The following is a 25,588-nucleotide window of genomic DNA, read 5'->3' as shown; positions in this document are numbered from 1 at the left end:
ATAATTCACTTGCCGGTTCACCTCAAGCAAGCGTGGTGCCGGCATGATGCTGACCCGCGATCGCCCAGACCAGTTCTGCCAGGGCCAGCATGCCCGGATCGTCGAGGCCAATGCTTTTCTCGGCGAATATGCGGGCGCGGCCCATGGTGCAGGGGCGCGGGCGGAATTGGTCGAGCACGGCACGCATGGCGTCGCCAGCGGCGATGGCGATGGCTCGAGGATCGTCCTTGCCTTCGGTGGCGCTGGCCAGGGCGTCGAGCCCGTCAATAATGGTCTTGGCGCCGAGCTCGGCCTTGCCTCGCGCCATGGCGGCAAAGCGGATGGAGGCGAGCAGGGCGCCCAGCCGGTCCCAGCCGATCGATCGCTGGCCGGCACTGGCCTTGCCCGCCGTCATCATTGCGGTGATCACAAGCGTGCCCAGGCTCGATCCGGTGGAGGCCGCGCCGGCTTTGGCAAGGGCCATGAAGGCCGCGCCAAGGTCGGGCGCAGAACGGACATCCACCGCGGCAAAGGTGGCTATGAGGCGCGCCAGCATGGTGCCGGTATCGCCATCGCCAAGTTTGGCATCGGCGGCATTGAGCGTGTCGGTCAGGCTCGCCATGCGGGCGTGAGCGCGGTCGAGGGCCGTCGCCAGGGTTTCCTGCGTGATCGCCATGGTTCAATCCACTCGCCAGAAGGGACAATCGGCCGGAGCGGCCAGCAGGGCTTCGATCTCCTCGTCGAGGAAACAGAGGCTGATCGATGCGCCACCCATTTCCATGGAAGTGACATAGGGGCCGACAAGGGGGCGAACCACGGCGAGACCGGCGGCATGCAGCTGCCGGGCGGCGCGGCGGTAGAGGATGAACAATTCCTCGAACGGGGTCGAGCCGAGGCTGTTGACCAGCACCGATACGCGGCGCGTGCCCTGGGGGCGTTCGGCCAGCAGCATGGCGATCATCTCGTCGACCAGTTCATCGGCCGGGCGGATCTTCTTGCGCCAGATACCGGGCTCGCCATGAATGCCCATGCCCATTTCGATCTCGTCGTGGGCAATGGTGAAATTGGGGCCCGCTGCGCCCGGAATCTGGCAGGAGGACAGGGCGACGCCAATGGTGCGGGTGCGATCGACGGTCTTCTGCGCGATGGCGGCTACGGCGTCGAGATCGCCACCCTGCGCGGCGAGGGCGCCGGCGGTTTTGTAGGCGTAGATCAGGCCGGCCACGCCGCGGCGTTTATGGGCCTCCTGGGGGCTGGCGCTGGCAATGTCATCGGTGCCGAGCACGGTGCGGGTTTCGACATTGTCCATGGCGGCAAATTCGCTCGCCATTTCAAAATTCATCTTGTCGCCGCCGTAATTGCCAAAGAGGCACAGCACGCCCGCCCCGCCATTGGCGGCAGCGATCGCGTCCTGGCAGGCATTGATGGTGGGGCCCTCAAAGACATTGCCGATGGCACAGGCATCGAGCAGGCCCTCGCCGACATAGCCGGTGAACAGGGGCAGGTGGCCCGAGCCACCACCCGAGACCAGGCCAACCTTGCCCTGGGCCATGGGCGTGGCCCGCGCAATGGCGCGGCGATCCTCGCCGATACGGACCAGGCCCGGATGGGCCAGGCACAGGCCATCGAGCATTTCCTCGACATAATCGGCGGGGTCGTTGATCAGCTTTTTCAGTTCGTCCTCCCTGGGCGTTTCATGGGGCCGGACCGGCCGCGGTTGGCTCCGCGGCCGGTGGATGCAGGCTTAGGCGGCCGAGCGGGCGCGCACGTCGACAAGTTCGAGCACCGGGCCGAGCGCGGCGTCGATTTGCTGCTTCTGGGCCTCGCTGACGCGCTCCATCGGGGCGCGGGGGTGGAACAGCGGCAGGCCCTGGCGATGCTGCACATATTTGACACAGGCCGGCAGGTTGTCATGGCGCATGGCATTCCACAACGCATTGAGGCGGAAGTGGATGTCCCTGGCGGTCTCGTAGTCCTTGGCCTGCACGGCATTGTAGAGTTTGACCGTCACGCCGGGCACGGCGCAGGTCAGCGCGCTGATGGCGCCATGGGCACCCAGGGCAAAGCTGGGATAGAGCAGGGCATCAATGCCGGTCAGGATGACGTTTTCCGGCTTGGCGCGCAGCACCAGGTCAGACACCGATTTCACGTCGCCCGAGGACTGCTTCATGCCCACAACGCCGGGCACCGCTTCCATGATGGCCAGCATGTCATCGACGCTGAGATAGTTCCAGGGAATGACGTTATAGATCAGGACCGGAACCTTGGTCTCTTCATAGATGGCGCGGAAGTGCTCGATCGTGGCTTCGAGGCCTGGCTTGAACAGGTAATGGACCGGGGTGACCTGAAGCGCGGCGATCTTCATATCGCCCAGCGCCTTGACGCGGTCGATGGCTTCGCGCGTCGATTGCACGATCAGCCCGGCCACGAACGGCACGCGGCCGGCAGTGGCCTCATAGGCTTCGGTCATGGCTTCGACGAATTCGCTGGTCGAGAGCGTGTGGCCCTCGCCGGTCGAGCCACCGACAACCACGGCGCGCACGCCCGACTCGATCATGAAATCGACCTGCGCCTTGAGCGCGCCCTTCACCAGATTGCCCTTTTCGTCGAACGGCATCGACAGCGGGGGCAGGATGCCGGTGAGCGTCTGGCGCACCGACTGGGCAATTGGGTTCGACATGTTTTTCCTCCAGGGGGCGGGCATGCCCATGCATGGGGGCGCTGCCTGCGGATTCGTTCAACTGACCACCGGGACGGGTTTGCAACAGCAGGCCCGGCATTTTCAGAATTCCATATTGTGGAATGAAATCCCGTTTATGTTGTACGGGCAATTTTTGGTATGTGTCAACGCCGTAGCCGATAATCTCTGCTTATGCTGGCACAATGAGGGCGATATGGTGCGCTACAATGACCTGTTGCCTCGCCAATCGGCTCGTGGTAATTCCGAAATGTGGTACAAACTTTCGCGATACGGTGTAATCGCTCAATTTGCCGGCAAGCCAGCCGGCCTCAAGGGAGGACTTTGATGAAAGTCGTTAAGACGCTCGCGCTCGCTTTCGCCGCGACGATCATGGTGGCCGGTTCGGCCATGGCGCAATATCCGGATCGGCCGATCGAGCTGATCATTCCGTGGTCCGCCGGCGGCGGCACCGATGCGACCGGGCGCATCATCGCCACCATGCTGGAAGCCAAGCTGGGCCAGCCCATCACCATCAATAACCGTACTGGCGGCGGCGGCATTGTCGGGCATGAGGCCATCAAGGCGGCCAATCCCGATGGCTATACGCTGGGGATCATCACCACCGAATTGTCCATGTATAAAGCGGTCGGCTCGGCCGATATGACCTACGAGGATTTCACCCTGATCGGCCTGTTCAATGCGGACCCTTCGGCGGTATTCGTGCGCGCTGACTCGCCCTATCAGACCATGCAGGATCTGGCCGCAGCCGTGAAAGCCGATCCGCAGGCGGTCAAGGCCAGCGGCGCCAATTTCGGCGGACTCAATCACCTGTCATGGGTGAGCTTGGTGCAATTGCTCGGCGCTCCGGCCGACAAGGCCTTCTGGGTGCCCACCGATGGGGCGACCCCGTCGCTGCAATTGCTGGCGGCGGGCGCCATCGACGTTGCCGTCTCCCAATTCCCCGAAGCCCAGTCGCTGGTCGATGCCGGCGAAATCCGGCCGCTCGGGTTCCTGGGCAATGACGTCAATCCCAAGCAGCCCGACGTGCCCCCGATCACCAAAGCGCTCGGCCTCGAATTCTCGATTGCCGGCTGGCGCGGCCTGGGCGGACCCAAGGGCATGCCCGAGGATGTCGTCGCCAAGCTTGCCGTTGCGCTGGACGAGATCGTCAACAGCGCCGAATTCGCCGCCTTCATGGATGGCCGCAATTACGGCGTGGTCTGGGAAGGCGGCCCCCATTTCGAAGCCTATCTCAAACGGCGTGGCGAGGCCTTTGCCGCCGCTATCTCGACGGCCGGCATCACCGCTCAATAATGAATTGCTCCCGGCCGTTCGCGGCCGGGACGACCTCGTGGAGGAGGGTCAGTTGAAAACAAGAAACTATCAGGACATAGCCCTGGGCGGGATTTTCGCCGCAGGCGGTCTGCTCATCCTGAGCCAGGCCCTGACCATTCACTCCATGCCGGGACTGCCCGTCGGGCCAGGCCTGTTCCCGACCCTGACCGGCGCCGCCATGGCATTTTTCGGCGCCGTCCTGGCGGTGCAGGGCTGGTTGACGGCGCCGGATGAGGACGTTCCCCTGCTGCCGGAGGAAGGCTCGGGGGAAACGGCAATTCTCTATGCGCCGCCCAAATTCTTCAGCCCCTTTGTTCTGGGTATTCTGGGCTCGACGCTGGCCAGCATTGTGCTGATGCCGGTGCTCGGCTTTCTCGTTACGGGCCTGCTGTTCACCTTCGCGGTGGTGCTGCTGAGCGGGGGCAAGTTGCGGGCTGCCCTGATTTTCAGCCCCATCGCCACCGGCGTGATCTATGCCGTTTTCGCCTATGGCTTTCGGGTGCCGCTGCCCCGTGGATTGGTGGGTTAGGTCATGGACGCGTTTCTTCTGGCGCTTGGCCTCGTCTTCAATGTCGAGACCCTGCTTGTCATCACCGCCTCGGCCATTTTCGGCCTGTTTGTCGGCGCCTTGCCGGGCCTGACGGCCACTATGGCGACCGCATTGCTGGTGCCGGTCACCTTCTATATGGCGCCGATCCCCGCCATTGCGGCGATTATTTCCTGCACGGCCATGGCCATTACCGCGGGCGATCTGCCGGGCACGCTGCTGCGCATTCCGGGCACGCCCGCTTCGGCCGCCTATGTCGAGGATTCCTATCGCATGGCCCAGAAAGGGCAGGCGGGACTGGCCATTGGCATCGGCGTGATCGGCTCGGTACTGGGCGGGCTGTTCGGCTTTGTCTTTCTGATGCTGACGGCGCCGGCATTGGCGAAATTCGCGCTGGGCTTTTCCAGCTTTGAATATTTCTGGCTGGCCGTGCTCGGCCTCAGCTGTGCCGCGCTGATCTCCTCGGGCGGCATGGCCAAGGGCGCATTGTCGCTGCTGCTCGGCCTGTTCATCGCCCAGGTGGGCCTTGATCCGCTGATGGGCTCGCAGCGCTTCACCTTCGGGCTGACCGAATTGTCCGGCGGCATCAGCTTCATTCCGGCCATGATCGGCATGTTTGCTTTGGCCGAGATCATGCGGGCAGGCCGCACCGGCGCGCCGGCCGTGGTGCAGGACAATGGGCGCAACCCGTTCAAGGGGACGCTCAAGGTTCTGTGGAAATACCGCAAGAACCAGATCCGCGGCTCGGTTGTCGGCAGCCTGCTCGGTGCCTTGCCGGGCGTTGGTGGCGACTTGGCCGCCTGGGTCACCTATTCCCTGGCCAAGCGCACCTCCAAAACCCCCGAACTCTTTGGCAAGGGACATCCCGAGGGCCTGGTCGAGGCCGGCGCCACCAACAATGCTGCGCTGAGTGCATCGTGGATTCCGGCCATGGTGTTCGGCATTCCCGGCGACGCCGTCACCGCGATTGCCGTCGGCGTGCTGGTGATGAAGGGGCTCGACCCCGGTCCGCAATTGCTGACCGTGCATCCCGAAAACTTCTATGCCGTGATGCTGGTCTTCGTCATCGCCAACATCCTCATGCTACCGCTCGGCTATGTCGCTGCCCGCACCGCACGCTGGATATTCGAGGTGCCGCGTGCCCTGCTCAACGCGGCAATCCTGCTGTTCTGCATCGTTGGCTCGTTCTCGATCAACAATACCATGTTCGGCGTCGGCATCATGCTGGTGCTCGGTATTGTGGCCTATGTGCTGGAGTCCCGCCGCTTTGCCATCGCCCCGATCATCCTGGGCATCGTGCTGGGGCCATTGGTGGAAACCAACTTCACCACCTCGATGATCATCACCAGCGGCAATTTCGTCGGCTTCTTCGGCCGCCCGATCGCGGCGGTGCTGGGCGCAGCCACCGTCCTCATCTGGGGATTTGCCATTTTCGGCACCGTAAGACGCATGATGATCGACCGAGCGGAACGCAAAACATTAACGCTGCATGTGGCCGATCATGCATAATTCAAACTGCTCGACCGCCGCATCCATCCGGTGGTCGAGCAAAACGGCATAGCGCGCCAGCGCCCTTCAACGACTGCCTCGATCCCCCATGGCATGGTAACGCGCATTTCTTCGCTGGCGAACCGCTTGAACAAAATGTCTTGCCGCCCCAGCGCTTTTAGCTGTGCCTTGCGAGGAATTGTAACAAACAGAAAAACCTTGCTGAACATCAGCGCGTGGGCTTCGTAGGGTATTAATCTACAGAATTAATAGACTTATAGTTCCCGTCGCAAAGTCCGCATCCGGCAGGGAATTTTATGAGCTACGCATTGAGCGTGCTGGACAAGAGTCCGGTGCTTCGTGAGGAAACACCGAGCCAGGCCCTCCAGCGCACTGTGTCGCTGGCCCGGCGGGGCCGAGGCGCTGGGCTATCACCGTTTCTGGGTCGCCGAACACCACAATACGCCCGAGCTTGCCAGCTCTTCTCCCGAGGTGCTGCTGGCGCACCTGGCGGCGCGGACTGACAGCATTCGCATCGGCTCGGGCGGGGTCATGCTGCAGCATTACAGCCCCTATAAGGTCGCGGAGAATTTCAACCTGCTGCAGGCGCTGGCGCCGGGCCGCATCGATATCGGCATCGGTAAGGCGCCTGGCGGGCTGCCGCTATCGACGCGCGCGCTGCAGGCCGGCCGCGACCCTGCGCGTAAGCCAGACTTCCGGGCCCAGTTGACCGAGCTAGACAGTTTTCTCACCACAGACGCCGGCCGCCGCCCGGAAGGGCTCGATGCTACACCGCGCCCGACAGGGGCTGGCGAACGTCATCTGCTCGGCGCCAGCGTCGAGAGCGCCGCCCTGGCGGCCGAACTGGGCTGGAATTTCGTCTTCGCGCGCCACCTCAATGGCGATGATGCGACGCTGTCGGCAGCCATTTCGACCTATCGTGATGCCAGCGGCCGGACGCCAATCGTGGCGCTGGCCGCGGTGGTGGCGCGGTCGGCCGCTGAGGCAAAGGCGACAGCCGATCTCTTTACGCCCTACCGCGTGCATATTGCCGGCGCGCAGAGCGTGACCGTGGGCAGCGAGGCCCAGGCGGCCGAGTATGCGCGCCAGGCCGGGGTGACCGACTATACGGTCGAGCGCCGCGTTTCGACCGTGTTGGCCGGCAATGGCGAGGACATTGTCGCAGCGCTCGACGCATTGGCCGGCCAGCACGGCATCGCCGAATTCATCATCGATTTCGCCAATGCCGGCGACAGTCGCATAGAAGCGATCGAACTGCTGGCGGCGGCACGCCAACCGGCGCGCCCCACCGCCCTTTCAGCATAGAGACGAGGTCTCCAAATGAGCCAGAAACGCATTCCCTTCGGCATCATGCTGCACGGCCCTGGCGGCCATATGAACGCCTGGAAGCATCCCAGCGTGCCGGCCGATGCCAGCGTTAATTTCGATTTCATCCTAGAAACGGCGCGCCGTGCCGAGGCCGCCGGCATCGCCTTCGCCTTCGTTGCTGATGGCCTTTACATCAATGAACAGTCGATCCCGCACTTCCTCAACCGTTTCGAGCCCATCGCGCTGCTGTCGGCGCTGACCGCGGTAACCAGCAAGATCGGCCTGGTAGGGACACTATCCACCTCCTATAGCGATCCGTTTACCGTGGCGCGGCAGTTTGCGTCCATCGACCTGCTCAGCAAGGGCAGGGCCGGCTGGAATGCGGTGACGTCGCCGCTCGAAGGCTCGGCCAAGAATTACGGTCGCGCCAGCCACCCCGATCATGCCTTGCGCTACGAAATTGCCGCCGAGCATATCGAGATCGTCAAGGGATTGTGGGACAGCTGGGACGACGACGCCTTCCTGCGAGATCGCAGCACGGGCCAGTTTGCCGACTTCAGCAAGCTGCACCGGCTCAACTTCAAGGGCAAGTTTCATTCCGCCGAGGGGCCACTCAACATCCAGCGCTCGCCGCAGGGTCAGACAGTGCTGTTCCAGGCCGGTGGTTCCGATGCCGGGATCGAATTGGCGGGGCGCCATGCTGATGCGGTATTTGCCAATTCGGCCTCGATTGCCGAAAATCGCGAGCTCACCAGCAAGCTCAAGCAGAGCGCGGTGGCGCATGGCCGGGGCGCCGATGCCATCAAGGTCTTGCCGGGCATCGGGCCCATTATCGGCTCGACCGAGGCGGAGGCCGAGCGCAAATATGGGGAAATCCGCGACCTGGTGAATATCGGGGAAGCCCTGGCCTATCTCGGCCGCTTCTTCGACCACCACGATTTCAGCCAGTATGACGTGGATGCGCCATTCCCCGAACTGGGTGATCTGGGGCAGAACAATTTCCGCTCTGGAACCGACCGCATCAAGCGTATCGCCAGGGAGAAGGGGCTGACCCTGCGTGAAGTGGCGCTGGACTCGGCCACCCCGCGCAGCGAGTTTATTGGTACGCCCGAGCAGGTCGCCGACCGCATCGAGGAATGGGTCGATAGTGGCGCCTCCGATGGCTTCGTGCTGGGCTTTCCGGTGCAGGGCCAGGGGCTTGAAGATTTCGACACTCTGGTCCTGCCGATCCTTGAGCAGCGTGGGCGCCATTCGCGCGAGCAGGTGGGTTCGACCTTGCGCGATCATCTCGGGCTGCCGTTCCGCGAAAGTCGCTATGCGCTGGCCGATACGAAGGCTGCCGGCTGATGAGCGCCTGGACGCCGGCTACGGGCGAAGACTTCGTCGCGCTCCGCCGTCGGCTGCATGCCGCGCCGGAACTGGCCTATGAGGAGCACGAAACCAGTGCTCTCGTGGCGGGCTATTTGCGCGAATGGGGTTACGTGGTGGAGACGGGCATAGGCCAGACCGGCGTGGTGGGCACGCTGCGCCGAGGCGCTGGCGAACGGTCGATCGGCATCCGCGCCGATATGGATGCCCTGCCGATCGAGGAGACGACAGGCCTCGACTATGCCAGCCGCAATCCGGGCAAGATGCATGCCTGCGGCCATGACGGGCACACGACAATCCTGCTTTGGGCGGCGCGGCAATTGGCGGAGTCGCAGGAGCTTTCCGGCACGCTACAGGTCATTTTCCAGCCGGCGGAAGAGAATAATAGCGGCGCACGCGCCATGATCGAGGATGGGCTGTTCGAGCGATTTCCGGTCGACGCCGTCTTCGGGCTGCATAATTGGCCAGGGGTGCCGACCGGGCAATTCGCCTTTATCGAAGGACCGGCCATGGCCTCGGTCGACCTCGTTATCATCAAGATTCAAGGCAAGGGCGGGCACGGCGCCAAGCCGCAGCAGACGGTCGATCCGGTCGTGGTCAGCGCCAGCCTGGTCATGGCCTTGCAGACCCTGGTGTCGCGCAATGTCGATCCGCTGGAAATGGCGGTGGTGACGGTGGGCTCGATCCATGGCGGCAATGCCCCCAATGTCATTCCCGACAGTGTCGAATTGCAGCTCACCGTGCGAACCTTCAATGCCCAGCTGCGCGAGCAGATTCGCCACCGGCTGACGGCACTTGCGGAAGCGCAGGCGGCAAGCTTCGGCGCCCAGGCGCAGGTCCATTATCCACGCGGCTATCCCGTGCTGGTCAACCATGCGGGAGAAACCGGCTTCGCCCGTGACGTGGCGCGACGGCATTTCGGCGAAGCGCGCATCCACACCGCGCTGAAGCCAATCACTGCCAGCGAGGACTTTGCCTTCATGCTGGAACAGCGCCCCGGCAGCTATTTGTTCCTGGGCAATGGCGATAGCGCGGATCTGCACAATCCCAATTACGATTTCAACGACGCCATCCTGCCTGATGCCGCCCGATATTGGGTGCGGCTGGTCGAGGACTATCTCTCGACCAATGCGGCAGCCTGAGCTTTTCCGGAGTGTCCGAGATGACCGATAGTTTTCTTTACACCTCGCCTTCCGCCGACATCTCCCGCCCGCTGGTCGAGCAGCTGACGGCCGAGTATCACGATCGATATGGCGAATATTTCGGCGAGCCGGCCTCGGCGGAAATGAACCGTTACCCGGCGGAACGCTTTGCCGCTCCAGACGGCGCCTTTGTGCTGCTGCTGCGGGGTGGCACGCCGATCGCCGGTGGCGCCTTCATGCGCTACGACGACACGACCGCCGAAATGAAGCGGATCTGGACCGACGTCAATCACCGCCGGCAGGGCCTGGCGCGCCGTATTCTGGTGGAGCTGGAGGAGCAGGCGGGGCGGCAGGGTTATAGCCGTATCTATCTTACGACAGGTTTCCGCCAGCCCGAGGCACGCGATCTCTATCTCTCCAGTGGCTATGCCGCGCTGTTCGATGTTTCCGCCGACCCGGAAATCTACGGCGCTCTTCCGTTCGAAAAGTTCCTTGCCGGTCCGCCTCCGGGATATGTGCCGGCTTTGGTGACGCCGCCCGAGGGCGGTTGGAAAGCCGCACGGCAGGCGCAGCTCGCCAAGCACGCTTAGCGCGAACCGGCCGGGAGGGAGACAAATCAACTCTCGGGCGGTCAATCTACGGAATGTCGCTGCATTGACTTAGCGCGTCGTAATAAATCTACTATTTCTGTAGACAAAATATGGAGTCCCATTGTGGCCAGCACCGATATCGACACCAGGTATACTGGTGTGCCGGACGAAAGCATCGGGGACGGTTACAAGATCGTGCCGGCGCGACATCCCTGGCGGTTGGTCGGGAGTATTGTGGCAGCGGCACTGATCGCCATCACCCTCAACTCCATATTGACCAACCCTCGCTGGGGATGGGGTGTCTTTGTAGAGTTCTTCTTCTAGTGGGGCTGGGACGCACACTCTGGCTGACGGGCCTGGCCAGTGTCGTGGGTTTCCTGATCGGCGGGTTGCTTGCCTTTGCGCGGGTTTCCAAATCCAGGCTGCTGTCGAGCCTGGCCTGGGCCTATATCTGGCTGCTGCGCTCGATCCCCCTGATCGTGCTGCTGCTGGTGCTGAACAATCTGGGCTACCTTTACCCGACGCTGAATATCGGCGTGCCGTTCACCGATATCCTGTTCCTGCAATATTCGATGACCTCGGTACTCAGCGTCTTCGCCGTTGCCGTCATCGGGCTCAGCCTTAACCAGGCGGCTTTTTCCGCCGAGATCATCCGGGGCGGCATTCTCTCCATCGACCAGGGCCAGCAGGAAGCTGCCGCGGCCCTGGGACTGTCCTGGCGGCGCCAGTCTCTCCACATCATCCTGCCGCAGGCGATGCGCGCCATTATCCCATCGGGCTTCAACGAGATCATCGGCTTGGCCAAGGCGACCTCGATCGTCTACGTGCTCGCGCTTCCCGAACTGTTTTACACAGTTCAGGTGATCTACAAGCGGAACCTGGAAGTCATTCCGCTGCTGATGGTGGCGACGGTCTGGTATCTCATCATCATGAGCGTGCTGTCGCTCTTCCAGGTCGGTATCGAGCGTTATTTCGGCCGTGGCGCGACCCGCGATGGCAAGGTTTCGGCGCTGGACCGGGCGATTAAGTTCATCACCGGCGACGCCACGTCCAGGGCCATTCTTACCGCCCGGAAAAGTCCGGCAATCGCCAATACGGACGGTGCGGTGCGTCAGGGCGGCCGCGTCGAAATCCGCCATGTGTCCAAGCACTTCGATACATTCCACGCGCTCGGTAATGTGAGCCTGACGATAGAGCCGGGCGAAGTCACCGCCATTATCGGCCCATCCGGCGCCGGCAAGTCGACATTGCTGCGTACCATCAATCATCTGGAGCGCGCCGACGAGGGATATGTCGCCATCGATGGCGAGCTGATCGGCTATGAGCGCCGCGGCAACCTGCTCTATGAGCTGAAGGATCGCGCCATTCGTCAGCGCAGGGCCAGCGTCGGCATGGTGTTCCAGAATTTCAACCTGTTTCCACACCTGACCGTCGTCGAGAATATCATCGAGGCCCCCATGGCCGTGCAGGGGCTGGGACGCCTAGAAGCGGTGTCGCTGGCGCTGGATTTGCTCGCCCGCGTTGGTCTTTCGGATAAGGCCGGTGCCTATCCCCGCCATCTGTCGGGTGGCCAGCAGCAGCGCGTGGCCATTGCCAGGGCATTGGCCCTCAAGCCCAAGGTCCTGCTGTTTGATGAGCCCACATCGGCGCTTGATCCGGAGCTGGTCGGCGAAGTGCTCGACGTGATCAAGGAACTGGCGACGTCGGGCACGACCCTTGTCATCGTGACGCATGAAATCGGCTTTGCGCGCGAAGTGGCCGACAAGGTTGTGTTCATGGAAGGCGGCAAGGTCGTCGAGGTCGGGCCACCGGCCCGCCTCTTCACCGAGGCGACGCATGCCCGCACGCGGGAGTTCCTCGCCAAGGTCCTCTAGTTCCCGAAGTTTCCCAAGAATTCCGGCGAGGCTGCGAAGCGCCGGCCTTCTGTCGTCCGTCGGGACGACGGCAGAACGTCTTCGCTCAAATTTTTGATGAAGGTTTCTCGATGCGACTGCTCAAACCCACCCTTGCCGCCGGGCTTCTGGCCGCGACCCTGTTCACATCCGCCTCCGTTTTTGCCCAGAGCACTTTCGACCTTTCCCCCGAGCAGGCCAACCGGGTCCGCGCCGAAAAGAATGATGCGGCGGCCGCCCTGGTTTCTCCGGATTTCAAGTTCGTCAAGGACGGCACCTTTACCGTTGCCCTGACGGTTGGCGATCCTCCGCTCAGCACCTATGCCGACGATTCCAAGACCCCGGTCGGCGCCGAAGAGGACACGGCGCAGATTATTGCCGACGCCCTGGGGCTCGAGCTCGAACTGGTACCCGTCGCCTGGCCCGATTGGCCGTTAGGGCTGGAATCCGGACGGTTCGATGCCGTTATCAGCAATGTGACCGTGACCGAGGAACGCAAGGAAAAGTTCGATTTTTCGACCTATCGCCTCGACGTTCTCGGCTTCTACGTGACGACCGAAAACCCGATCACAGAGATCAGCGAGCCCGCTGACCTTGCCGGGCTCAAGGTTATCGTTGGCGCTGGTACGAACCAGGAAAAGATCCTGCTCGATTGGGATGCACAAAACGTCGCTGCCGGGCTCGCGCCGATCGAGTTCCAATATTACGATGACACGGCCGCCAGCCAGCTGGCGCTGCAATCGGGCCGCGCCGATGTGGAATTCAACCCCAATGCCCAGCTCGCCTATCGCGCCGCCATCAATGGCAATACAAAGCTGGTCGGTATCGTCAATGGCGGCTGGCCGCTGACGGCGGAAATCGCCGTGACAACGCGCAAGGATAGCGGCCTGGCCGAGGCTGTCACCGCGGCGATCAACGGATTGATTGCCGATGGCAAATATCTCGACACGCTCACGCGTTGGGGCCTCGAGGCCGAAGCGCTGACGGAATCGCGCACCAATCCTCCGGGCCTGCCCAAGAGCTGATGGCGCTTGCCGCCGCCGTCTCTCTACCGGCGTCGCGCCCAAGGGGCGCGGCGGCCTACGCGATGTAGAAGTCGGCGCTCCTCAGGGAGCTGACTTCCAGCGGAGCCTTGCGTCGAGCGCGAGGGACAGGGTTTCCATTGTTCCGCTGTGTCCGTTTGCCAAGGCGCAGATCAATCGTCACCCAGAGTGGCAGGACGTTCTGGGGCGCCTTAGCTATTCAAACGCCAACCTCATGCAGTTTGGAATTTTCCTGGAAGCGAGGCAGCGCACAGCGAAAAGTATCTGTTCTGAACGCCGCCTACTAACCCTTGAGGTGCAAGCTCACCAATACGCGGGTGCTAACGCTCTTCTTCATGGACACAGCAAGCCGTAGCCAGCCGCCAAAATGGGCGACGCGGGCACAGACGACATCGCCGGGCGATGACGGCAGATCAAAGCGCGTGCCCTCGTCACACCAGTGAATTCCGTCGGGGGAGAGTTGTACGCGCACTTGCGCGGGATACTGGTGCTCCGCCGGTGCGAGGACCTGCACGAACAAAATTGCCTCTTTTGCCCAGCCGACCTCGTAGGGCTCGCTTGCGGCTTCGCCTTCCCAGGTTGTGTTTCGTTCGACAACGATATGTGCGCTTTCTCTCATCATTTAAAACTCGGCAGAAATACAAACGGAATCGACATAGAGAAAGGCGCGCTTGTCGCTGTCGGTCTCGACCAGGAAGCCGAAATTCAGCATGCCCCAAAGGTTCTTCATCGCGGGCATGCGAATGCTTCCGATGGCATCTGGAGCGAAGACCTTCTCATTGCATTGGAAATGGAGCGGCGTCATGCTTTCGAGATCGAAATCGAGCCGCAGATAGGTCCAGTTCAACTTGGTGGGGAGCTCGTTGTAGCACAGGCTATCCTCGCCACCGGGCAGGTCCTCCCACCCTTCAGGCGACAGGTGATAATGGCTTACCGTGTCGCCGGTATCGCCAATCGCGACGAAAGCGGTCTCGTTGCGCTTGGTCTGCCAGGTCTGGTGCAGTTTGCCGTCGCTGGCATTGAGATAGCGCAGATGCGGCATCACCCGCTCCGCGGCCGGTCCAGTCGAGGCCATGCTCTGCAAATCCAGAAATATGCCGAATGAGCGCACATCCGTTGCGGACAACAGCAGTTCGTTGGCTTCCGGTTTGGCCGCGACATAGGCTTCGACGCGGATCGGTCCTGCCTTGCGGAACGTCATGCGCTTGATGGCGCAATTTTGGGCACCCTTGCTGGGACGTGTCGCGATCTTGAGGGCGTAGGTCCCATCTATCCCGCCATGACTGCCAGCATCCCAATGCGGGATGCTGGACAGCATCGGCTGGCTATGCTGGGCATAGCCGGGAAGCATGGCGTCGAGCGTGTGCTCGTAATTTCCGACCAATTGCCCCCAGCCACAGAAGCCGCGATCGAAATCGTCGAAGGACAGGATACGGGACATGGGGTCGAAGCGGCTGAGCTTCGGATCAGCATCGAGCATGGCGCGTCGAAACGCTGATGGATCAATTCGTTCCATCGCAGTCATCCTTTGGTAGCGCCAGCGGTCAGGCCGGCGACGAGATATTTCTGGGTCATGATGATGAAGAGCAGGATCGGCACGAGCTGAACCGAGGCCGCGGCAAAGACCACGCCCCACTGCACGCCATCGAAAGAGTCGTTGAGTTCGGCCAGTGCCAGCGGCGCCGTCTTGGCAAAGGAGCTGGTGAAGATGAAGGCGAACAGAAACTCGTTCCACGCGTAGACGATGATAAAGACGGCAACGGCGACAATGCCCTGGGCGGAAAGCGGCAGGATCACCTTGCTGATCACCTGCAGGCGCGAGGCGCCATCGATGATCGCCGCCTCGTCAAGCTCGCGCGGGATCTGGTCGATGAAGGTGCGCATGACGAAGGTGCCCAGCGACACGAAAAACGCTGTGTAGAGAATGATCAGGATGAAATGGGTGTCGTTGAGGCCCAATGCATTCACCGCCGGGAACAGCGGAATGGTGATGACGATGGGCGGAATCAACCTGATCGCGATCAGGAAGAAGGCGCTGACCGAAAGCCACCGGCTGCGATACCTGGAATAGGCATAGGCCGCCAGAAGGCTCACCAGCACGGCTAGCGACATCGTGCCGATGGTCACGATCAGGCTGTTGAACAGGCCCTGAAAGATATTGCCAGCTTCCGCCCAGAGGCGGGCGTAGTTGTCGAAGGTGGGGGTGAAGAACAGCGATGGCGGCGAGGCGAAGATGTCCCGCGGCAGCTTGAGCGACGAGATGAAAATCAGCGCGATGGGCAGACCAGACCAGACGCAGACGGCCAGCATGGCCAAGGCCTTGAAGAGGCTGGATATGCGAAGTGACTTACGCTTGGCCACGGAACATCTCCTTGTAGATGCTGCGCAGGTAGACATAGGCCAGGCCGAAAGATGCCAGCACGAGCAGCCAGCCGGTGGCCGATGCCGTTCCGAACGAGTGATAGCGGAACGCTTCGAGATAGAGGTAAACCGCCGACACTTCGGTCGTTCGCGCCGGGCCGCCGCCTGTCAGCAGCCAGACCTCGGAGAACAGGCGGAAGGCAAAGATGTAGCGGAACAGCATGGCGATCAGCATTGCCGGCAAAAGCAGGGGCAGGGTGAGCCGCCGGAACTGTTGCCAGGGTGTCGCGCCATCGATAGCGCCGGCCTCGTAAAGGTCGGTGGGAATGGCTAGCCGGGCCGCGTAGAGAATGATGAAGGTGAATGGCAGATGCAGCCACACCGAAAGCAGGGCAACCATGATGAGCCCATGCATGGGCTCGACCGCCCATTCCAGCGTCGGCAGGCCCAGCGCTGTAAGAGCCTGGCCTACGGCACCCATCTGCGGCTCGAACAGGAAACGCCAGATCACCACGGCCGATGCTTCGGTGACGGCGTAGGGCGCCAGGATAATCGCCAGAAGCGCCGGCCGCCAGCGGGTCCAGCTTGCCAGCAGCAGAGCCATGCCGAGCCCGATCACGATTTCTAGGTGAACCACGATCAAGATGATGATGACCGTATTGGTCAGCGCCCGCCAGAAATAGCCGTCGCTGAGAATGGCGACGTAATTTTGCAGCCCGACAAAGATCGGCGCCTGGCCGAATGACGATGTGTGAAACGACAGAAACAGCACATAGAGCGCCGGAACGAAGATAAGCGCGATCACCAACAGCTGTGCTGGTGCGATCAGAACATAGGGCGCAATGGCGATGCGATTGCCTTTCACTGCGGGCTCCTCAGATAAGAACGACACACACTTGACAGCTTATATGCTAAGTTGCAAGCTAGCAAACATAGCAAGCGGGAAGGTTTTACCGTGATGGTCGACGACGAGTTCGAATTACCCAGCGCCGAGGCGGCTTCCGTGCGCCTCGGAGGGGTGGTGCTTGAGTGGCTGAGTCAGGCAATTCTCGATGGCCGGCTGAAAGTCGGTGACCCATTGCCGGCCGAGTCGCGCCTGGCCGCCGCCTTTGGCGTCAGCAAGCCCGTGGTGCGAGAGGCCGTGCGTGAACTGGTCGCGCTCGGCGTCGTCCATATCCAGCAAGGGAAGGTGGCGCGGGTACGAGCCGTGGATGCCGCCCCCCTGGTGCAGTTTTTCCGCTTTGCCGTCAGCGAAAATGATCACGGGCTCGCCGACGCCAATGAATTGCGAAAGCTGATCGAGCCCCAGGCGGCCGTGCTGGCGGCCCGGCGCGGCACGGCAGCCGATCAGGCCCGGCTGACCCAGACGATCGCCGCCATTGAAAATAGCGTGGGCCGTCCGGAAGCCTTTACCGACGCCGATATCGCTTTCCACGAAGCCATCGCGGCAATGACCGGCAACCGGCTGCTGTCGCTTCAGATGCAGGGTTTGCGGTCGGTCATTCGCGGCGTGAGCCAGATACTCACCATGCGGCCCGCTCGCACTACCCAGGAATGGGATGCGACCGTGCAACGCCACCGCGCCATCTATGAAGCGATCATCGCCCGGGACGAGGCGCGTGCCTCAAGCGCGATGCTGGAGCACTTCGGTGCAGCCGATGCTGCAATCGATCAATTGGCGGCTTCGTGGCGCAGTCAACGCGGCGAGACATCCGCGGCCTGACGCCAACAAATTCCAGGGAGGAAACCATGACGAAACCAACTATGGCGCTCACCAGGCGCCACGCAATGGCGCTACTCGGCGCGACAACAGCGGGAACGCTGCTTGGCGGCCGCGCCTTTGGCCAGCAGACCACGCTGGATATTTTCGGCCACCGCGTGCACCAGAATGCCGCCACTACGGGCAATGGCGGCGATCTGATCGGTCCATTCACAACCCAAACCGGTATCGGGGTGAACTGGACGGTGCTGGGCGACAACAATGCGATCCACGAGCGCCTGCTGCGCGAGGTTTCGCTGTCCTCGGGCGGTATCGATGTGGGCTATATGCTCAACCGCTATGCGACCCCGCAGAACCTGTCGCTGTTCGAGCCACTCGACGAATTCATGGCCGAAAAGCCCGTCGAGGCTTTCGATGATTTCAGCCCAGGCCTCTTGGCCCCGGTGCAGCACGAAGGCAAGCTCTACGGCTTGCCGGTGCGTCACGCGACGAACACTGTGGTCTACAACGAGAAAATTCTCGAAGAACGCGGCATTGCCGTGCCCACGACCTTCGAGGAATTCCTGGCAGCGGCGCGGCAGGGCACCTTCAAGCGCGACAATGGGCAGGACGTGTTCGGTCTTGCCTTCAGCGGCATGCAATTGTCCTTCTTCGTGAGCATGGCTCGCGCCTATGGCGGCGACTACATGACGGCCGATGGCAAGATCACGGCCAATGAGGAACCTATCATCCGCGCTCTGACTGCCCTGGCCGAACTCTATGCCGAAGGCGTCATCCCAAGGGGGTTCACCGCCGACAGCGGCGATGACTCGACCGTTCTGAGCAACCAGGGCCGCGCCCTCTTTACCCTGTCAAACTATGCGGGCCTGGTGCGACGCAATTCGCCCGAGGAAAGCGGCGAATATGCCGGCTCGTTCAAACCGCTGCACCTGCCTATGGCCGCAGACTTTCAAGCAGCAGGGCCCTATGCTGGGACGATCGAATTCTGGTCGATCATGATCCCACGCAATGGCACCAAGAAGCAGGCCGCCTACGATCTGATTCATACGCTGACAACGCCGGACGCTCAGGTCGCCATGGCGCTCAATGGCAATGGCCCAACGCGCTGGTCTGTCTATGCCCGGCCCGAGATTCAGCAATTGCTGCCCTTTGCCGACCACGAGGCAGCAGCGCTCGCTTCTGCCCGTCCGCACCTGCCGGCCTTCAACGAAGTGGCCCGCGTCCAGGATATCTTCCTCGAGGAAAGCCAGGCCGCTGTCCTTGGGCACAAGGCGCCTGAACAGGCCATGGCCGATGCCGTACGCCGCGCCGAACCGCTGGTCGGCGCCGGCTGATCACCACCCCCGGGCTGCCCGCGAGAGCAGCCCGACTCTTCGTTTCAGTTCGAGGTATTCGATGCTTCCGCCCAGCGTAACAGCTGCCGACGTCAAGATCACCGACGTCATCGCCCATCCCATGCTGCATGAGGCTCCCAGCTCGGGCGGCACCTCATGGAAAAATACCGATCGCATGTCGATCGTGATCATCGAAATTCGCACCGATGCCGGCATTGTCGGCATTGGCGAATGCCTGGGCCGCTTTGGCTCGACGGCCTATGCCGAAGCGGTGCGCCAGCTTTTCCTGCCCAAGCTGTTGGGCAAGTCGCCATTTGCGGCGGTGGATCTGCAGCTCGACATGCGCCGGGCGCATTCGGGCCGTGCCGGGGGCATGACGGGCGAATGCATGTCCGGCATCGACATCGCGCTTTGGGATATTATGGGCAAGGTCGCAGGCCTGCCCATCTCCGCCCTGCTCGGCGGCGGCATCGGCAAGAAGGTGCCCTGTTATGGCTGCTCTGTGCCGTGGACGGAGGATGAGAGCAAGATCAAGGACATCGTCGACCGGGCCAAGGCCAGAGGCTTTTCCATGATCAAGGTCAAGTTTGGCGGTCCGTTGAAGGAAGGCGTGCGTCACCTTGAACTGGTGCGCAAACTGGCCGGCGAGGACATGCAGCTCTCGGCCGACGCCAACTGGGACTTTTCGCTCGCCGACGCTGTGCCGCTGGGCAATGCCATGGCAGCACTTGGCTATGTCTGGCTGGAAGAACCGCTGCCGCCCGAGGACATTGACGGCTATCGCAAGCTGGCCGAGCGAGTGTCAGTTCCATTGGCTGCGGGAGAAAGCGACTATAATGGCTGGCACGCCGCGCAACTGATCGGATCGCGCGCCATCGGCTTTATCCAACCCAACGTCACCCGATCGGGCGGCATTACCGAAACCCGGCGCATCTACGATCTCGCCCATCTCCACCACGTCGCCTATGCCCCCCATAATGGTGGCAGCGGCATTGTCTGCGACGTCGCGACCCTGCATCTGGCCGCAGCTGCACCCAACCTCTACATGGTCGAGTCGGTTTGGAGCGATGATCCGTTCAAGTCCGATCTCGGCTCGATCAAGCGTTCCAGTGACCGCCTCAGCAATGGCATGGTTTCGGTGCCGGACGGACCGGGCCTCGGTCTGGAGCTGGATTGGGACCTGGTTCGTCGCAGCGCTCCCAAGGACTAGGCGCGGTGTTCAAAGCTTTTGACCTCACCGGCCGGCGTGCCTTGATCACCGGTGCCGATAGCGGCATCGGTCAGGCCATCGCGCTTGGCTTGGCCGCGCACGGTGCCGATCTTGTGCTGCACTATCTCAACAATAGTACAGGCGCCGAGCAGCTTGCCGGTGAAATCCGGGCGCTGGGCCGGCGAGCTGAGTGCATCGCTCAGGATCTGACCTCGCCAGGTGGTATTGATACTCTGGCCGCGTCTGCCGGCGTGGTCGACATATTGGTGCTGAATGCGGGCGTCGAGCGGCGCAAGCCCTGGACCGAGGTCACCCCGGCCGATTTCGAGCAGGGAACGGAGGTCAACCTGCTCGCCAATGTACGATTGCTGCAGCTTTTTGTTCCCCCGATGCAGGAGCGCGGTTGGGGACGGGTGCTGAGCATTGGCAGTATCCAGCAGCAGCGGCCGCATCTGGAATCTCTCGTCTACGCCAGCACGAAAACGGCAATGCTGCATATCATGCGCAACCTGGCCCGGCATGCGGCGCCCCATGGCGTAACGCTCAACAATCTGGCGCCGGGTGCCACCCGCACCCCCAAAAGCGATGCCCGTTACGAGGACGCGGCGTTCCGGGACAGGGTTATTCAGAAAATTCCGGCGGCGCGCGAAGGTCGTCCGGAAGACCTTGTGGGCGCGGCAATCCTGCTCTGCTCTGACGCTGGCGCCTACATTACCGGGGCGGACCTGTTCGTCGATGGCGGCCGGAGCCTCTTCGATGGAAGCTAGCAATCCCGGCTCAGCTTTTTCAGCCGTACCGCTCGATGGCCCGCGATCATTGTTTGGCGAGAGCCCATTTTTCGATCCGCGCGATGGCTCGATTATCCATGTCGATACTTTGGGACAGATTATTCAACATCGGCCAGACGGCAGCTGGATAATCTGGGAGACCCAAGAGGACATTTCCTTTGCCATCCCCTCGGTGCTCGGCGGCTTCCTCGTGGGGCTGGCCGAACGCGGGATTTGCCGTTTCAAGCCAGACGACAATTCCTTCGAGCCGCTAGACACCGCGCTACCTGCAGGCCACCAAAGCAACGACGCCACGCTAGATGCCATAGGCCGGGTCATATTCGGCACGCGCTCCCAGGATAAGCGCGCTTTTGATGGCACATTGATCGTCCACGATGCGCAAGGCAGCCGGATCGTTGCCGATGGTTTCGGTCTGATCAATGGCCTTGCTGTTGACGCGGCAGCAGGCCGCCTCTGGGTTGCCGACACACATCCCGACATACAGAAGGTTTGGACCTACGAATACGATCTCGCTACCGGCGCGCTTGGCGCGCGGCATTTGATATTTGACTTCCACGAGCGCCGCGGCCGCCCGGACGGCGCAGCCCTTGATGCTGACGGCAACCTCTGGCTGGCCGAGATCGGCGGCAGCGCCCTGGTCTGCCTGTCGCCAGAGGGCCCTGTCCTGCAGGACATAACCCTGCCGGTCAGCATGCCAACCAAACCTTGTTTCGACGGACGCGGACGCCTCGTGGTGACGACCGCGTCACGGGGCATCGACCTCGCCCAGGAACAAGCCGCCGGCCATCTGCTCTCGCTCGACATAGCAGGCACACCAATAACCGCCATTGCGGCAGTCTAGACATCAAGGAGAAGCATCATGGCCAAGGTTCTGATCGACAAGGTCACCAAGTCATTTGGGGCGGTGAACGTTATTCGGGGTGTCTCGGTCGACATCGAGGACGGCCAGTTCGTCGCTCTCGTGGGACCATCAGGTTGCGGGAAATCCACCTTGCTGCGGATGGTCGCCGGCCTCGAGGACATAACCGGCGGCGAGATCAGGATCGGGGATCGGGTGGTCAACGATCTGCCGCCCAAAAAGCGCGACATCGCCATGGTGTTCCAAAGCTATGCGCTCTACCCGCACATGACCGTTGCGTCCAATATGGCTTTTTCGCTCGACCTGGCAAAAGTCGACAAGGCCGAGCGCGACCGCAAGGTGAACGCCGCTGCCGACATGCTCGGCCTGACGCCGCTGCTCGACCGATACCCCCGCCAGCTCTCCGGCGGCCAGCGTCAACGTGTCGCCATGGGCCGCGCCCTGGTCCGGGCGCCAGCGGTCTTTCTGTTCGACGAGCCCCTGTCCAATCTCGATGCCAAGCTGCGCGTCCAGATGCGCGCCGAACTCAAGGAGCTGCATCAACGCGTCCGCACCACCACCGTCTATGTCACCCATGATCAGGTGGAGGCCATGACCATGGCGGACAAGATCGTGGTCATGCGGGACGGAGTGATCGAACAGATCGGCTCCCCACTCGAACTCTATGACCAGCCGGCTAACCTGTTTGTCGCCGGGTTCATTGGCTCCCCGTCCATGAACTTCATAACGGGACGGATGGACGATAATGGATTTACCTCGGACGGCGGCGTCCCGCTCACCGGTCTCACGGGCCCGAGCCATGCAACGACCTTCGGCATTCGACCCGAGCATATCCAGCTCGGCGGCGACATCGAGCTGCGCGTCTCCGTGGTCGAACCGATGGGTTCGGAAACGGTGATCATCGGCAAGCTGGCTGGCCACCAGATGATGGCAGTCTTCCGCGAGCGCGTCGCCATAGCGCCAGGCGACACGATCGGCGTGACGCTCTCCTATGCCCAAGGTCACTTCTTCGACAGCGATGGCCGCCGCATACTGCCGCCGGCAACCAACTGACTTCCGCTTCCGATGGGATCGCTGCTGCTCAGTGGCGTCTGCGGGTCATCGAACGCATCCGGTGGAGGGGAAAGCCACCGATCCTGCCGATAGTGGGCGGATGAAATATTTGGCGATCCCGGGAGGACTCGAACCTCCGACCAACAGCTTAGAAGGCTGCTGCTCTATCCAGCTGAGCTACGGGACCAGCGCGACACACCCTTTAGCCTATCATTGGGCCGCGGAAAACCGCTTTGCGCGCATTGCCCAAAGCTAGATCAAGCCGGTGGCGCGGACGTGCTGGTGCGAATGACGAGCTCGGATTTGAGCACGTGCCGTATCGGCGGCCGCTCGCCCGCCGGGCCCTCAAGAATGTCGAGCAACAGCGCGGTCGCAACCTTGCCCATCTGGTGGCGCGGCTGCCGCATGGTGGTGAGGGCAGGGGAGAGATGCTCGGCCACCGCGATATCGTCAAAGCCGATGACCGACACATCGCGCGGGCACTCGACCCCCGCCCGGCGCAGTCGCGAAATAAAGCCGATCGCCGTCTCGTCATTGCCGCAAAACAGCGCGGTGGGGCGCTCGTCCAGCGCCAGCCACGATTCGGCCGCCGCTATGCCGCCGGCAATGGCGTGATCGCCCTGCCAGACCCATTCCTGCCGGATCGGCAGGCCCGCGCGCTGCATGGCCAGCTCGAAACCGGCATGGCGCTCGCTGGGCACATTGGGTGTGGTGCGGCTGCGCACCGTGCCGATTTTCGTATGGCCCAGCCCGATCAGATGCTGCACGGCCGTTTCCACGGCTTCCCTGTTATCGGTCATCACCATGTCCAGCGGCGCATCGGGAATGTCGTCGCAGGAGAGCACGAGTGGCCTGTTGCCCCGCACCAGCGGCAGATCCTGCAGCGCCTCAAGGTCCAATGAGGCATCGAACAGCAAGAGGCCGTCCGCGCGGTTGGAATAGAAATAGTCCTTGAGCCCGCGCGTCGGATCGCCGCCGAGCCTGTTGGCCACCAGCACGCCATAGCCGCGCTCGGCCGCATCCTGCACCACGGCATCGAGAATCGTCGAATAGAACGGATTGCCGATATTGGGGATGGCGATAAGGATGGTTTTGGCCGCGCGCAGCCGCAGCGAGCGCGCCATCTGGTTCACCGTATAGCCGGTCGCGAGCACAGCCTCGGTTATGCGCTCCCGCGTCGCCTCCGAAACACGCTCAGGTGAGGTCAGTGCGCGGCTCACCGTTGCCGACGAAACCTGGGCTACGCGCGCAACATCTTGAATTGTCGGCGTTTTTTTAAATTCGTTCATCGCCGTTCGCACCCCTCCCGTGCTGTATCAGACTTTGGTCTAATTCGATCTTGACAGGGACGCAACAAGTAGCCGAAGGTTATTATATCGATTGCACCCCGTCTGAGGATATGACGATGCAATCGATTACATGCGGCCGGTCCGCACATCTTGAGGAAGATGCACCGCGGTCGGCGGCTTCGCGGGGGCGCCATGCTCCATGAGGACGTTGGGAGGATTATTTATGAAGAAATTTGCCGTGGCTGCCACTCTGGCGGCCGCCTTGATGTGTTCGGCTGCGCCGCAGGCTGCTGAGCTCGAAGTTACGCATTGGTGGACGTCAGGCGGTGAATCCGCTGCCGTTGCCGAATTTGCCCGCCTGTTCGATGCCACCGGCAACAAGTGGGTCGATAGCGCGCTGGCCGGCTCCGGCACTGGCGCCAATCCGGTCATCATCAGCCGCATTCTGGGCGGCAATCCGATGGGCGCCACCCAGATGAATACCGGCCGTGACGCCGAAGAACTCATCAAGGCCGGTCTGATCAGGGACCTGACCCCGATTGCCCAGGAAGAGGGCTGGGCCGACTTCTTCGCCGACCAGAAACTGCTCGATGCCTGCACCTATGACGGCAAGATTTACTGCGTGCCGATCAACATCCACTCCTGGCACTGGCTCTGGCTGAGCGACACCGCCTACAAGAATGCGGGTCTCGAAACGCCCAAGGACTGGAACGAATATGTCGCTTCCTTCCCCGCTTTGCGCGAAAAGGGCATCATTCCCTTCGGTCTGGCCGCCGGCTGGCCGCTGAACGGCATTCCGGGCGTGTTGCTGGCTGACGTTGGCGGCGCCGATCTCTACCTCAAGGTCAACCAGGATCACGATGCCGAGGCTGTCCGCAGCCCCGAATTCCGCAAGGTTGCCGAAGCCTGGGCCGCTGTCCGTGACGTGGTCGATCCCGCCGAAGTGGTGCCGCAATTCGCCGACGTGGCCAACCAGCTGATCGCTGGCGAAGCCGCCGGCAATATCCATGGCGACTGGATCCAGGGCGAATTCGCGCTGGCCGGCGCCGTCCCCGGCACCGATTATGAATGCCTGCCGGGCCTGGGCCTTTCCAACCGCATCGAAGGCGGTGGCGACGCATTCTACTTCCCGCAACTGCCAGAAGGCACGGCGCAGGACGTTCTGGACGCACAGGTGACGCTGGCCAAGCTGCTGGTCTCGCCGGAAGCCCAGGTTGCCTTCAACCTCAAGAAGGGCTCCATGCCGATCCGTACCGACATCGACATGTCGTCGGCCAACGATTGCATGAAGAAGGCCATCGACATCCTCAAGGGACCGGACGGCCTGCTGCCCGGTGGCGAAACCCTGAATTCGAGCGATACCCAGGCGCAGCTGGACGACCTCAACCAGGAATTCTTCGCCGACAAGTCCTACCCGATCGATGACTATATCGAGGCTTACGCCCAGATCATCGAGTCCGCCGACTAAGCGCGACGCCGGGGCGGCCCCAAGCGGGCTGCCCCACTTTCGCCCAACGCTTTTTAGCCGGAGTAGACAAGACCCATGACCGAAGCCCAGTCCCTGCGCGGGGCGACTGTACT

Annotated in this window: 24 protein-coding genes, 1 tRNA gene and 2 pseudogenes; 17 read left to right on the top strand and 10 right to left on the bottom strand. The window is 62.2% G+C overall.

Annotated features, from left to right (window positions below):
- Positions 1-22: 22 nt before the first annotated feature.
- The 3 genes from QQL79_RS09135 to QQL79_RS09125 form a co-directional block, all read right to left on the bottom strand.
- The gene (locus QQL79_RS09135; RefSeq protein ID WP_284390032.1) at positions 23-655 is read right to left on the bottom strand and encodes a DAK2 domain-containing protein; all 633 of its coding nucleotides are present in this window, start codon (positions 653-655) and stop codon (positions 23-25) included.
- Positions 656-658: 3 nt separating this feature from the next.
- A complete protein-coding gene (locus QQL79_RS09130; protein WP_348523177.1) occupies positions 659-1,612 on the bottom strand; it encodes a dihydroxyacetone kinase subunit DhaK in 954 nt (317 codons plus the stop codon).
- A 111-nt stretch (positions 1,613-1,723) separates the two neighbouring features.
- A complete protein-coding gene (locus QQL79_RS09125) occupies positions 1,724-2,659 on the bottom strand; it encodes a dihydrodipicolinate synthase family protein (protein WP_284390030.1) in 936 nt (311 codons plus the stop codon).
- Here QQL79_RS09125 and QQL79_RS09120 point away from each other — a divergent pair.
- Genes QQL79_RS09120 through QQL79_RS09105 form a run of 4 tightly spaced genes read left to right on the top strand, consistent with a single transcriptional unit; the run spans position 2,658 to position 6,050 of the window.
- Entirely contained in the window at positions 2,658-3,005 is a 348-nt protein-coding gene (locus QQL79_RS09120; RefSeq protein ID WP_284390028.1) for a hypothetical protein, read from the top strand. The genes QQL79_RS09125 and QQL79_RS09120 overlap by 2 nt on opposite strands.
- Entirely contained in the window at positions 3,005-3,973 is a 969-nt protein-coding gene (locus QQL79_RS09115) for a Bug family tripartite tricarboxylate transporter substrate binding protein (RefSeq protein ID WP_284390026.1), read from the top strand. Before QQL79_RS09120 ends, QQL79_RS09115 begins: the two co-directional genes overlap by 1 nt.
- 52 nt (positions 3,974-4,025) lie before the next feature.
- Positions 4,026-4,523: a tripartite tricarboxylate transporter TctB family protein gene (locus tag QQL79_RS09110; protein ID WP_284390024.1), complete on the top strand. Its 498-nt coding sequence runs from the start codon at positions 4,026-4,028 to the stop codon at positions 4,521-4,523.
- 3 nt (positions 4,524-4,526) lie between these two features.
- On the top strand, positions 4,527-6,050 hold the full coding sequence (locus QQL79_RS09105; RefSeq protein WP_284390022.1) for a tripartite tricarboxylate transporter permease: 1,524 nt from the start codon (positions 4,527-4,529) through the stop codon (positions 6,048-6,050).
- On the opposite strand, the gene QQL79_RS09100 is transcribed toward QQL79_RS09105, so the two are convergent.
- Complete coding sequence (locus QQL79_RS09100) at positions 6,041-6,259, bottom strand: hypothetical protein (RefSeq protein ID WP_284390020.1); 219 nt, start codon at positions 6,257-6,259, stop codon at positions 6,041-6,043. The genes QQL79_RS09105 and QQL79_RS09100 overlap by 10 nt on opposite strands.
- 87 nt (positions 6,260-6,346) lie before the next feature.
- Between QQL79_RS09100 and QQL79_RS09095 the strand changes: the two are divergent.
- The 6 genes and pseudogenes from QQL79_RS09095 to QQL79_RS09070 all read left to right on the top strand — a co-directional run bounded on the left by QQL79_RS09095 (position 6,347) and on the right by QQL79_RS09070 (position 13,375).
- Positions 6,347-7,355, top strand: a pseudogene (locus QQL79_RS09095) (MsnO8 family LLM class oxidoreductase).
- Positions 7,356-7,370: 15 nt separating this feature from the next.
- The gene (locus tag QQL79_RS09090; RefSeq protein ID WP_284390018.1) at positions 7,371-8,705 is read left to right on the top strand and encodes an LLM class flavin-dependent oxidoreductase; all 1,335 of its coding nucleotides are present in this window, start codon (positions 7,371-7,373) and stop codon (positions 8,703-8,705) included.
- Positions 8,705-9,868: a M20 aminoacylase family protein gene (locus QQL79_RS09085; protein ID WP_284390016.1), complete on the top strand. Its 1,164-nt coding sequence runs from the start codon at positions 8,705-8,707 to the stop codon at positions 9,866-9,868. Before QQL79_RS09090 ends, QQL79_RS09085 begins: the two co-directional genes overlap by 1 nt.
- Before the next feature lie 20 nt (positions 9,869-9,888).
- Positions 9,889-10,458 (top strand): GNAT family N-acetyltransferase, encoded by a 570-nt coding sequence (locus tag QQL79_RS09080; RefSeq protein WP_284390014.1) that lies wholly within the window; start codon positions 9,889-9,891, stop codon positions 10,456-10,458.
- A 138-nt stretch (positions 10,459-10,596) separates the two neighbouring features.
- Positions 10,597-12,332, top strand: a pseudogene (locus QQL79_RS09075) (amino acid ABC transporter permease/ATP-binding protein).
- Positions 12,333-12,442: 110 nt separating this feature from the next.
- Positions 12,443-13,375 (top strand): ABC transporter substrate-binding protein, encoded by a 933-nt coding sequence (locus QQL79_RS09070; RefSeq protein WP_284390012.1) that lies wholly within the window; start codon positions 12,443-12,445, stop codon positions 13,373-13,375.
- Between the two features lie 301 nt (positions 13,376-13,676).
- Here QQL79_RS09070 and QQL79_RS09065 read toward each other — a convergent pair whose 3' ends face one another.
- Genes QQL79_RS09065 through QQL79_RS09050 form a run of 4 tightly spaced genes read right to left on the bottom strand, consistent with a single transcriptional unit; the run spans position 13,677 to position 16,619 of the window.
- A complete protein-coding gene (locus QQL79_RS09065; RefSeq protein WP_284390010.1) occupies positions 13,677-14,015 on the bottom strand; it encodes a hypothetical protein in 339 nt (112 codons plus the stop codon).
- The gene (locus QQL79_RS09060) at positions 14,016-14,909 is read right to left on the bottom strand and encodes a DUF6772 family protein (RefSeq protein ID WP_284390008.1); all 894 of its coding nucleotides are present in this window, start codon (positions 14,907-14,909) and stop codon (positions 14,016-14,018) included.
- Positions 14,910-14,914: 5 nt separating this feature from the next.
- Positions 14,915-15,754, bottom strand: coding sequence for a carbohydrate ABC transporter permease (locus QQL79_RS09055; protein WP_284390006.1), 840 nt, complete (start codon positions 15,752-15,754; stop codon positions 14,915-14,917).
- Positions 15,741-16,619 carry a carbohydrate ABC transporter permease gene (locus tag QQL79_RS09050; protein ID WP_284390004.1) on the bottom strand — a complete coding sequence of 293 codons (879 nt, stop codon included), beginning with the start codon at positions 16,617-16,619 and terminating at the stop codon, positions 15,741-15,743. The genes QQL79_RS09055 and QQL79_RS09050 overlap by 14 nt, the downstream gene beginning before the upstream one ends.
- 93 nt (positions 16,620-16,712) lie before the next feature.
- On the opposite strand from QQL79_RS09050, the gene QQL79_RS09045 reads away from it, so the two are divergent.
- From QQL79_RS09045 to QQL79_RS09020, 6 genes are all read left to right on the top strand, one after another.
- Positions 16,713-17,477, top strand: coding sequence for a FadR/GntR family transcriptional regulator (locus QQL79_RS09045; RefSeq protein ID WP_284392852.1), 765 nt, complete (start codon positions 16,713-16,715; stop codon positions 17,475-17,477).
- Between the two features lie 26 nt (positions 17,478-17,503).
- Positions 17,504-18,808 (top strand): ABC transporter substrate-binding protein, encoded by a 1,305-nt coding sequence (locus QQL79_RS09040; protein ID WP_284390002.1) that lies wholly within the window; start codon positions 17,504-17,506, stop codon positions 18,806-18,808.
- 61 nt (positions 18,809-18,869) lie between these two features.
- On the top strand, positions 18,870-20,018 hold the full coding sequence (locus tag QQL79_RS09035) for a mandelate racemase/muconate lactonizing enzyme family protein (RefSeq protein ID WP_284390000.1): 1,149 nt from the start codon (positions 18,870-18,872) through the stop codon (positions 20,016-20,018).
- Positions 20,019-20,023: 5 nt separating this feature from the next.
- Positions 20,024-20,785 (top strand): SDR family NAD(P)-dependent oxidoreductase, encoded by a 762-nt coding sequence (locus tag QQL79_RS09030; RefSeq protein ID WP_284389998.1) that lies wholly within the window; start codon positions 20,024-20,026, stop codon positions 20,783-20,785.
- On the top strand, positions 20,775-21,647 hold the full coding sequence (locus QQL79_RS09025) for an SMP-30/gluconolactonase/LRE family protein (RefSeq protein ID WP_284389995.1): 873 nt from the start codon (positions 20,775-20,777) through the stop codon (positions 21,645-21,647). Before QQL79_RS09030 ends, QQL79_RS09025 begins: the two co-directional genes overlap by 11 nt.
- 18 nt (positions 21,648-21,665) lie before the next feature.
- Positions 21,666-22,718, top strand: a complete 1,053-nt coding sequence (locus QQL79_RS09020) for an ABC transporter ATP-binding protein (RefSeq protein WP_284389993.1) — start codon at positions 21,666-21,668, stop codon at positions 22,716-22,718.
- A 110-nt stretch (positions 22,719-22,828) separates the two neighbouring features.
- Here the strand turns inward: QQL79_RS09020 and QQL79_RS09015 are convergent.
- A tRNA-Arg gene (locus QQL79_RS09015) sits at positions 22,829-22,905 on the bottom strand.
- A gap of 70 nt (positions 22,906-22,975) precedes the next feature.
- Positions 22,976-24,007 (bottom strand): LacI family DNA-binding transcriptional regulator, encoded by a 1,032-nt coding sequence (locus QQL79_RS09010; protein WP_284389991.1) that lies wholly within the window; start codon positions 24,005-24,007, stop codon positions 22,976-22,978.
- A gap of 223 nt (positions 24,008-24,230) precedes the next feature.
- Between QQL79_RS09010 and QQL79_RS09005 the strand changes: the two genes are divergently transcribed.
- Positions 24,231-25,475 (top strand): ABC transporter substrate-binding protein, encoded by a 1,245-nt coding sequence (locus QQL79_RS09005; RefSeq protein ID WP_284389989.1) that lies wholly within the window; start codon positions 24,231-24,233, stop codon positions 25,473-25,475.
- Positions 25,476-25,588: the final 113 nt, after the last annotated feature.

It is taken from the genome of Devosia yakushimensis, from assembly GCF_030159855.1.
GTDB lineage: Bacteria > Pseudomonadota > Alphaproteobacteria > Rhizobiales > Devosiaceae > Devosia > Devosia yakushimensis.
Note: the sequence above shows the minus strand (reverse complement) of the source record. Positions and strands in the feature narration are given on the sequence as shown.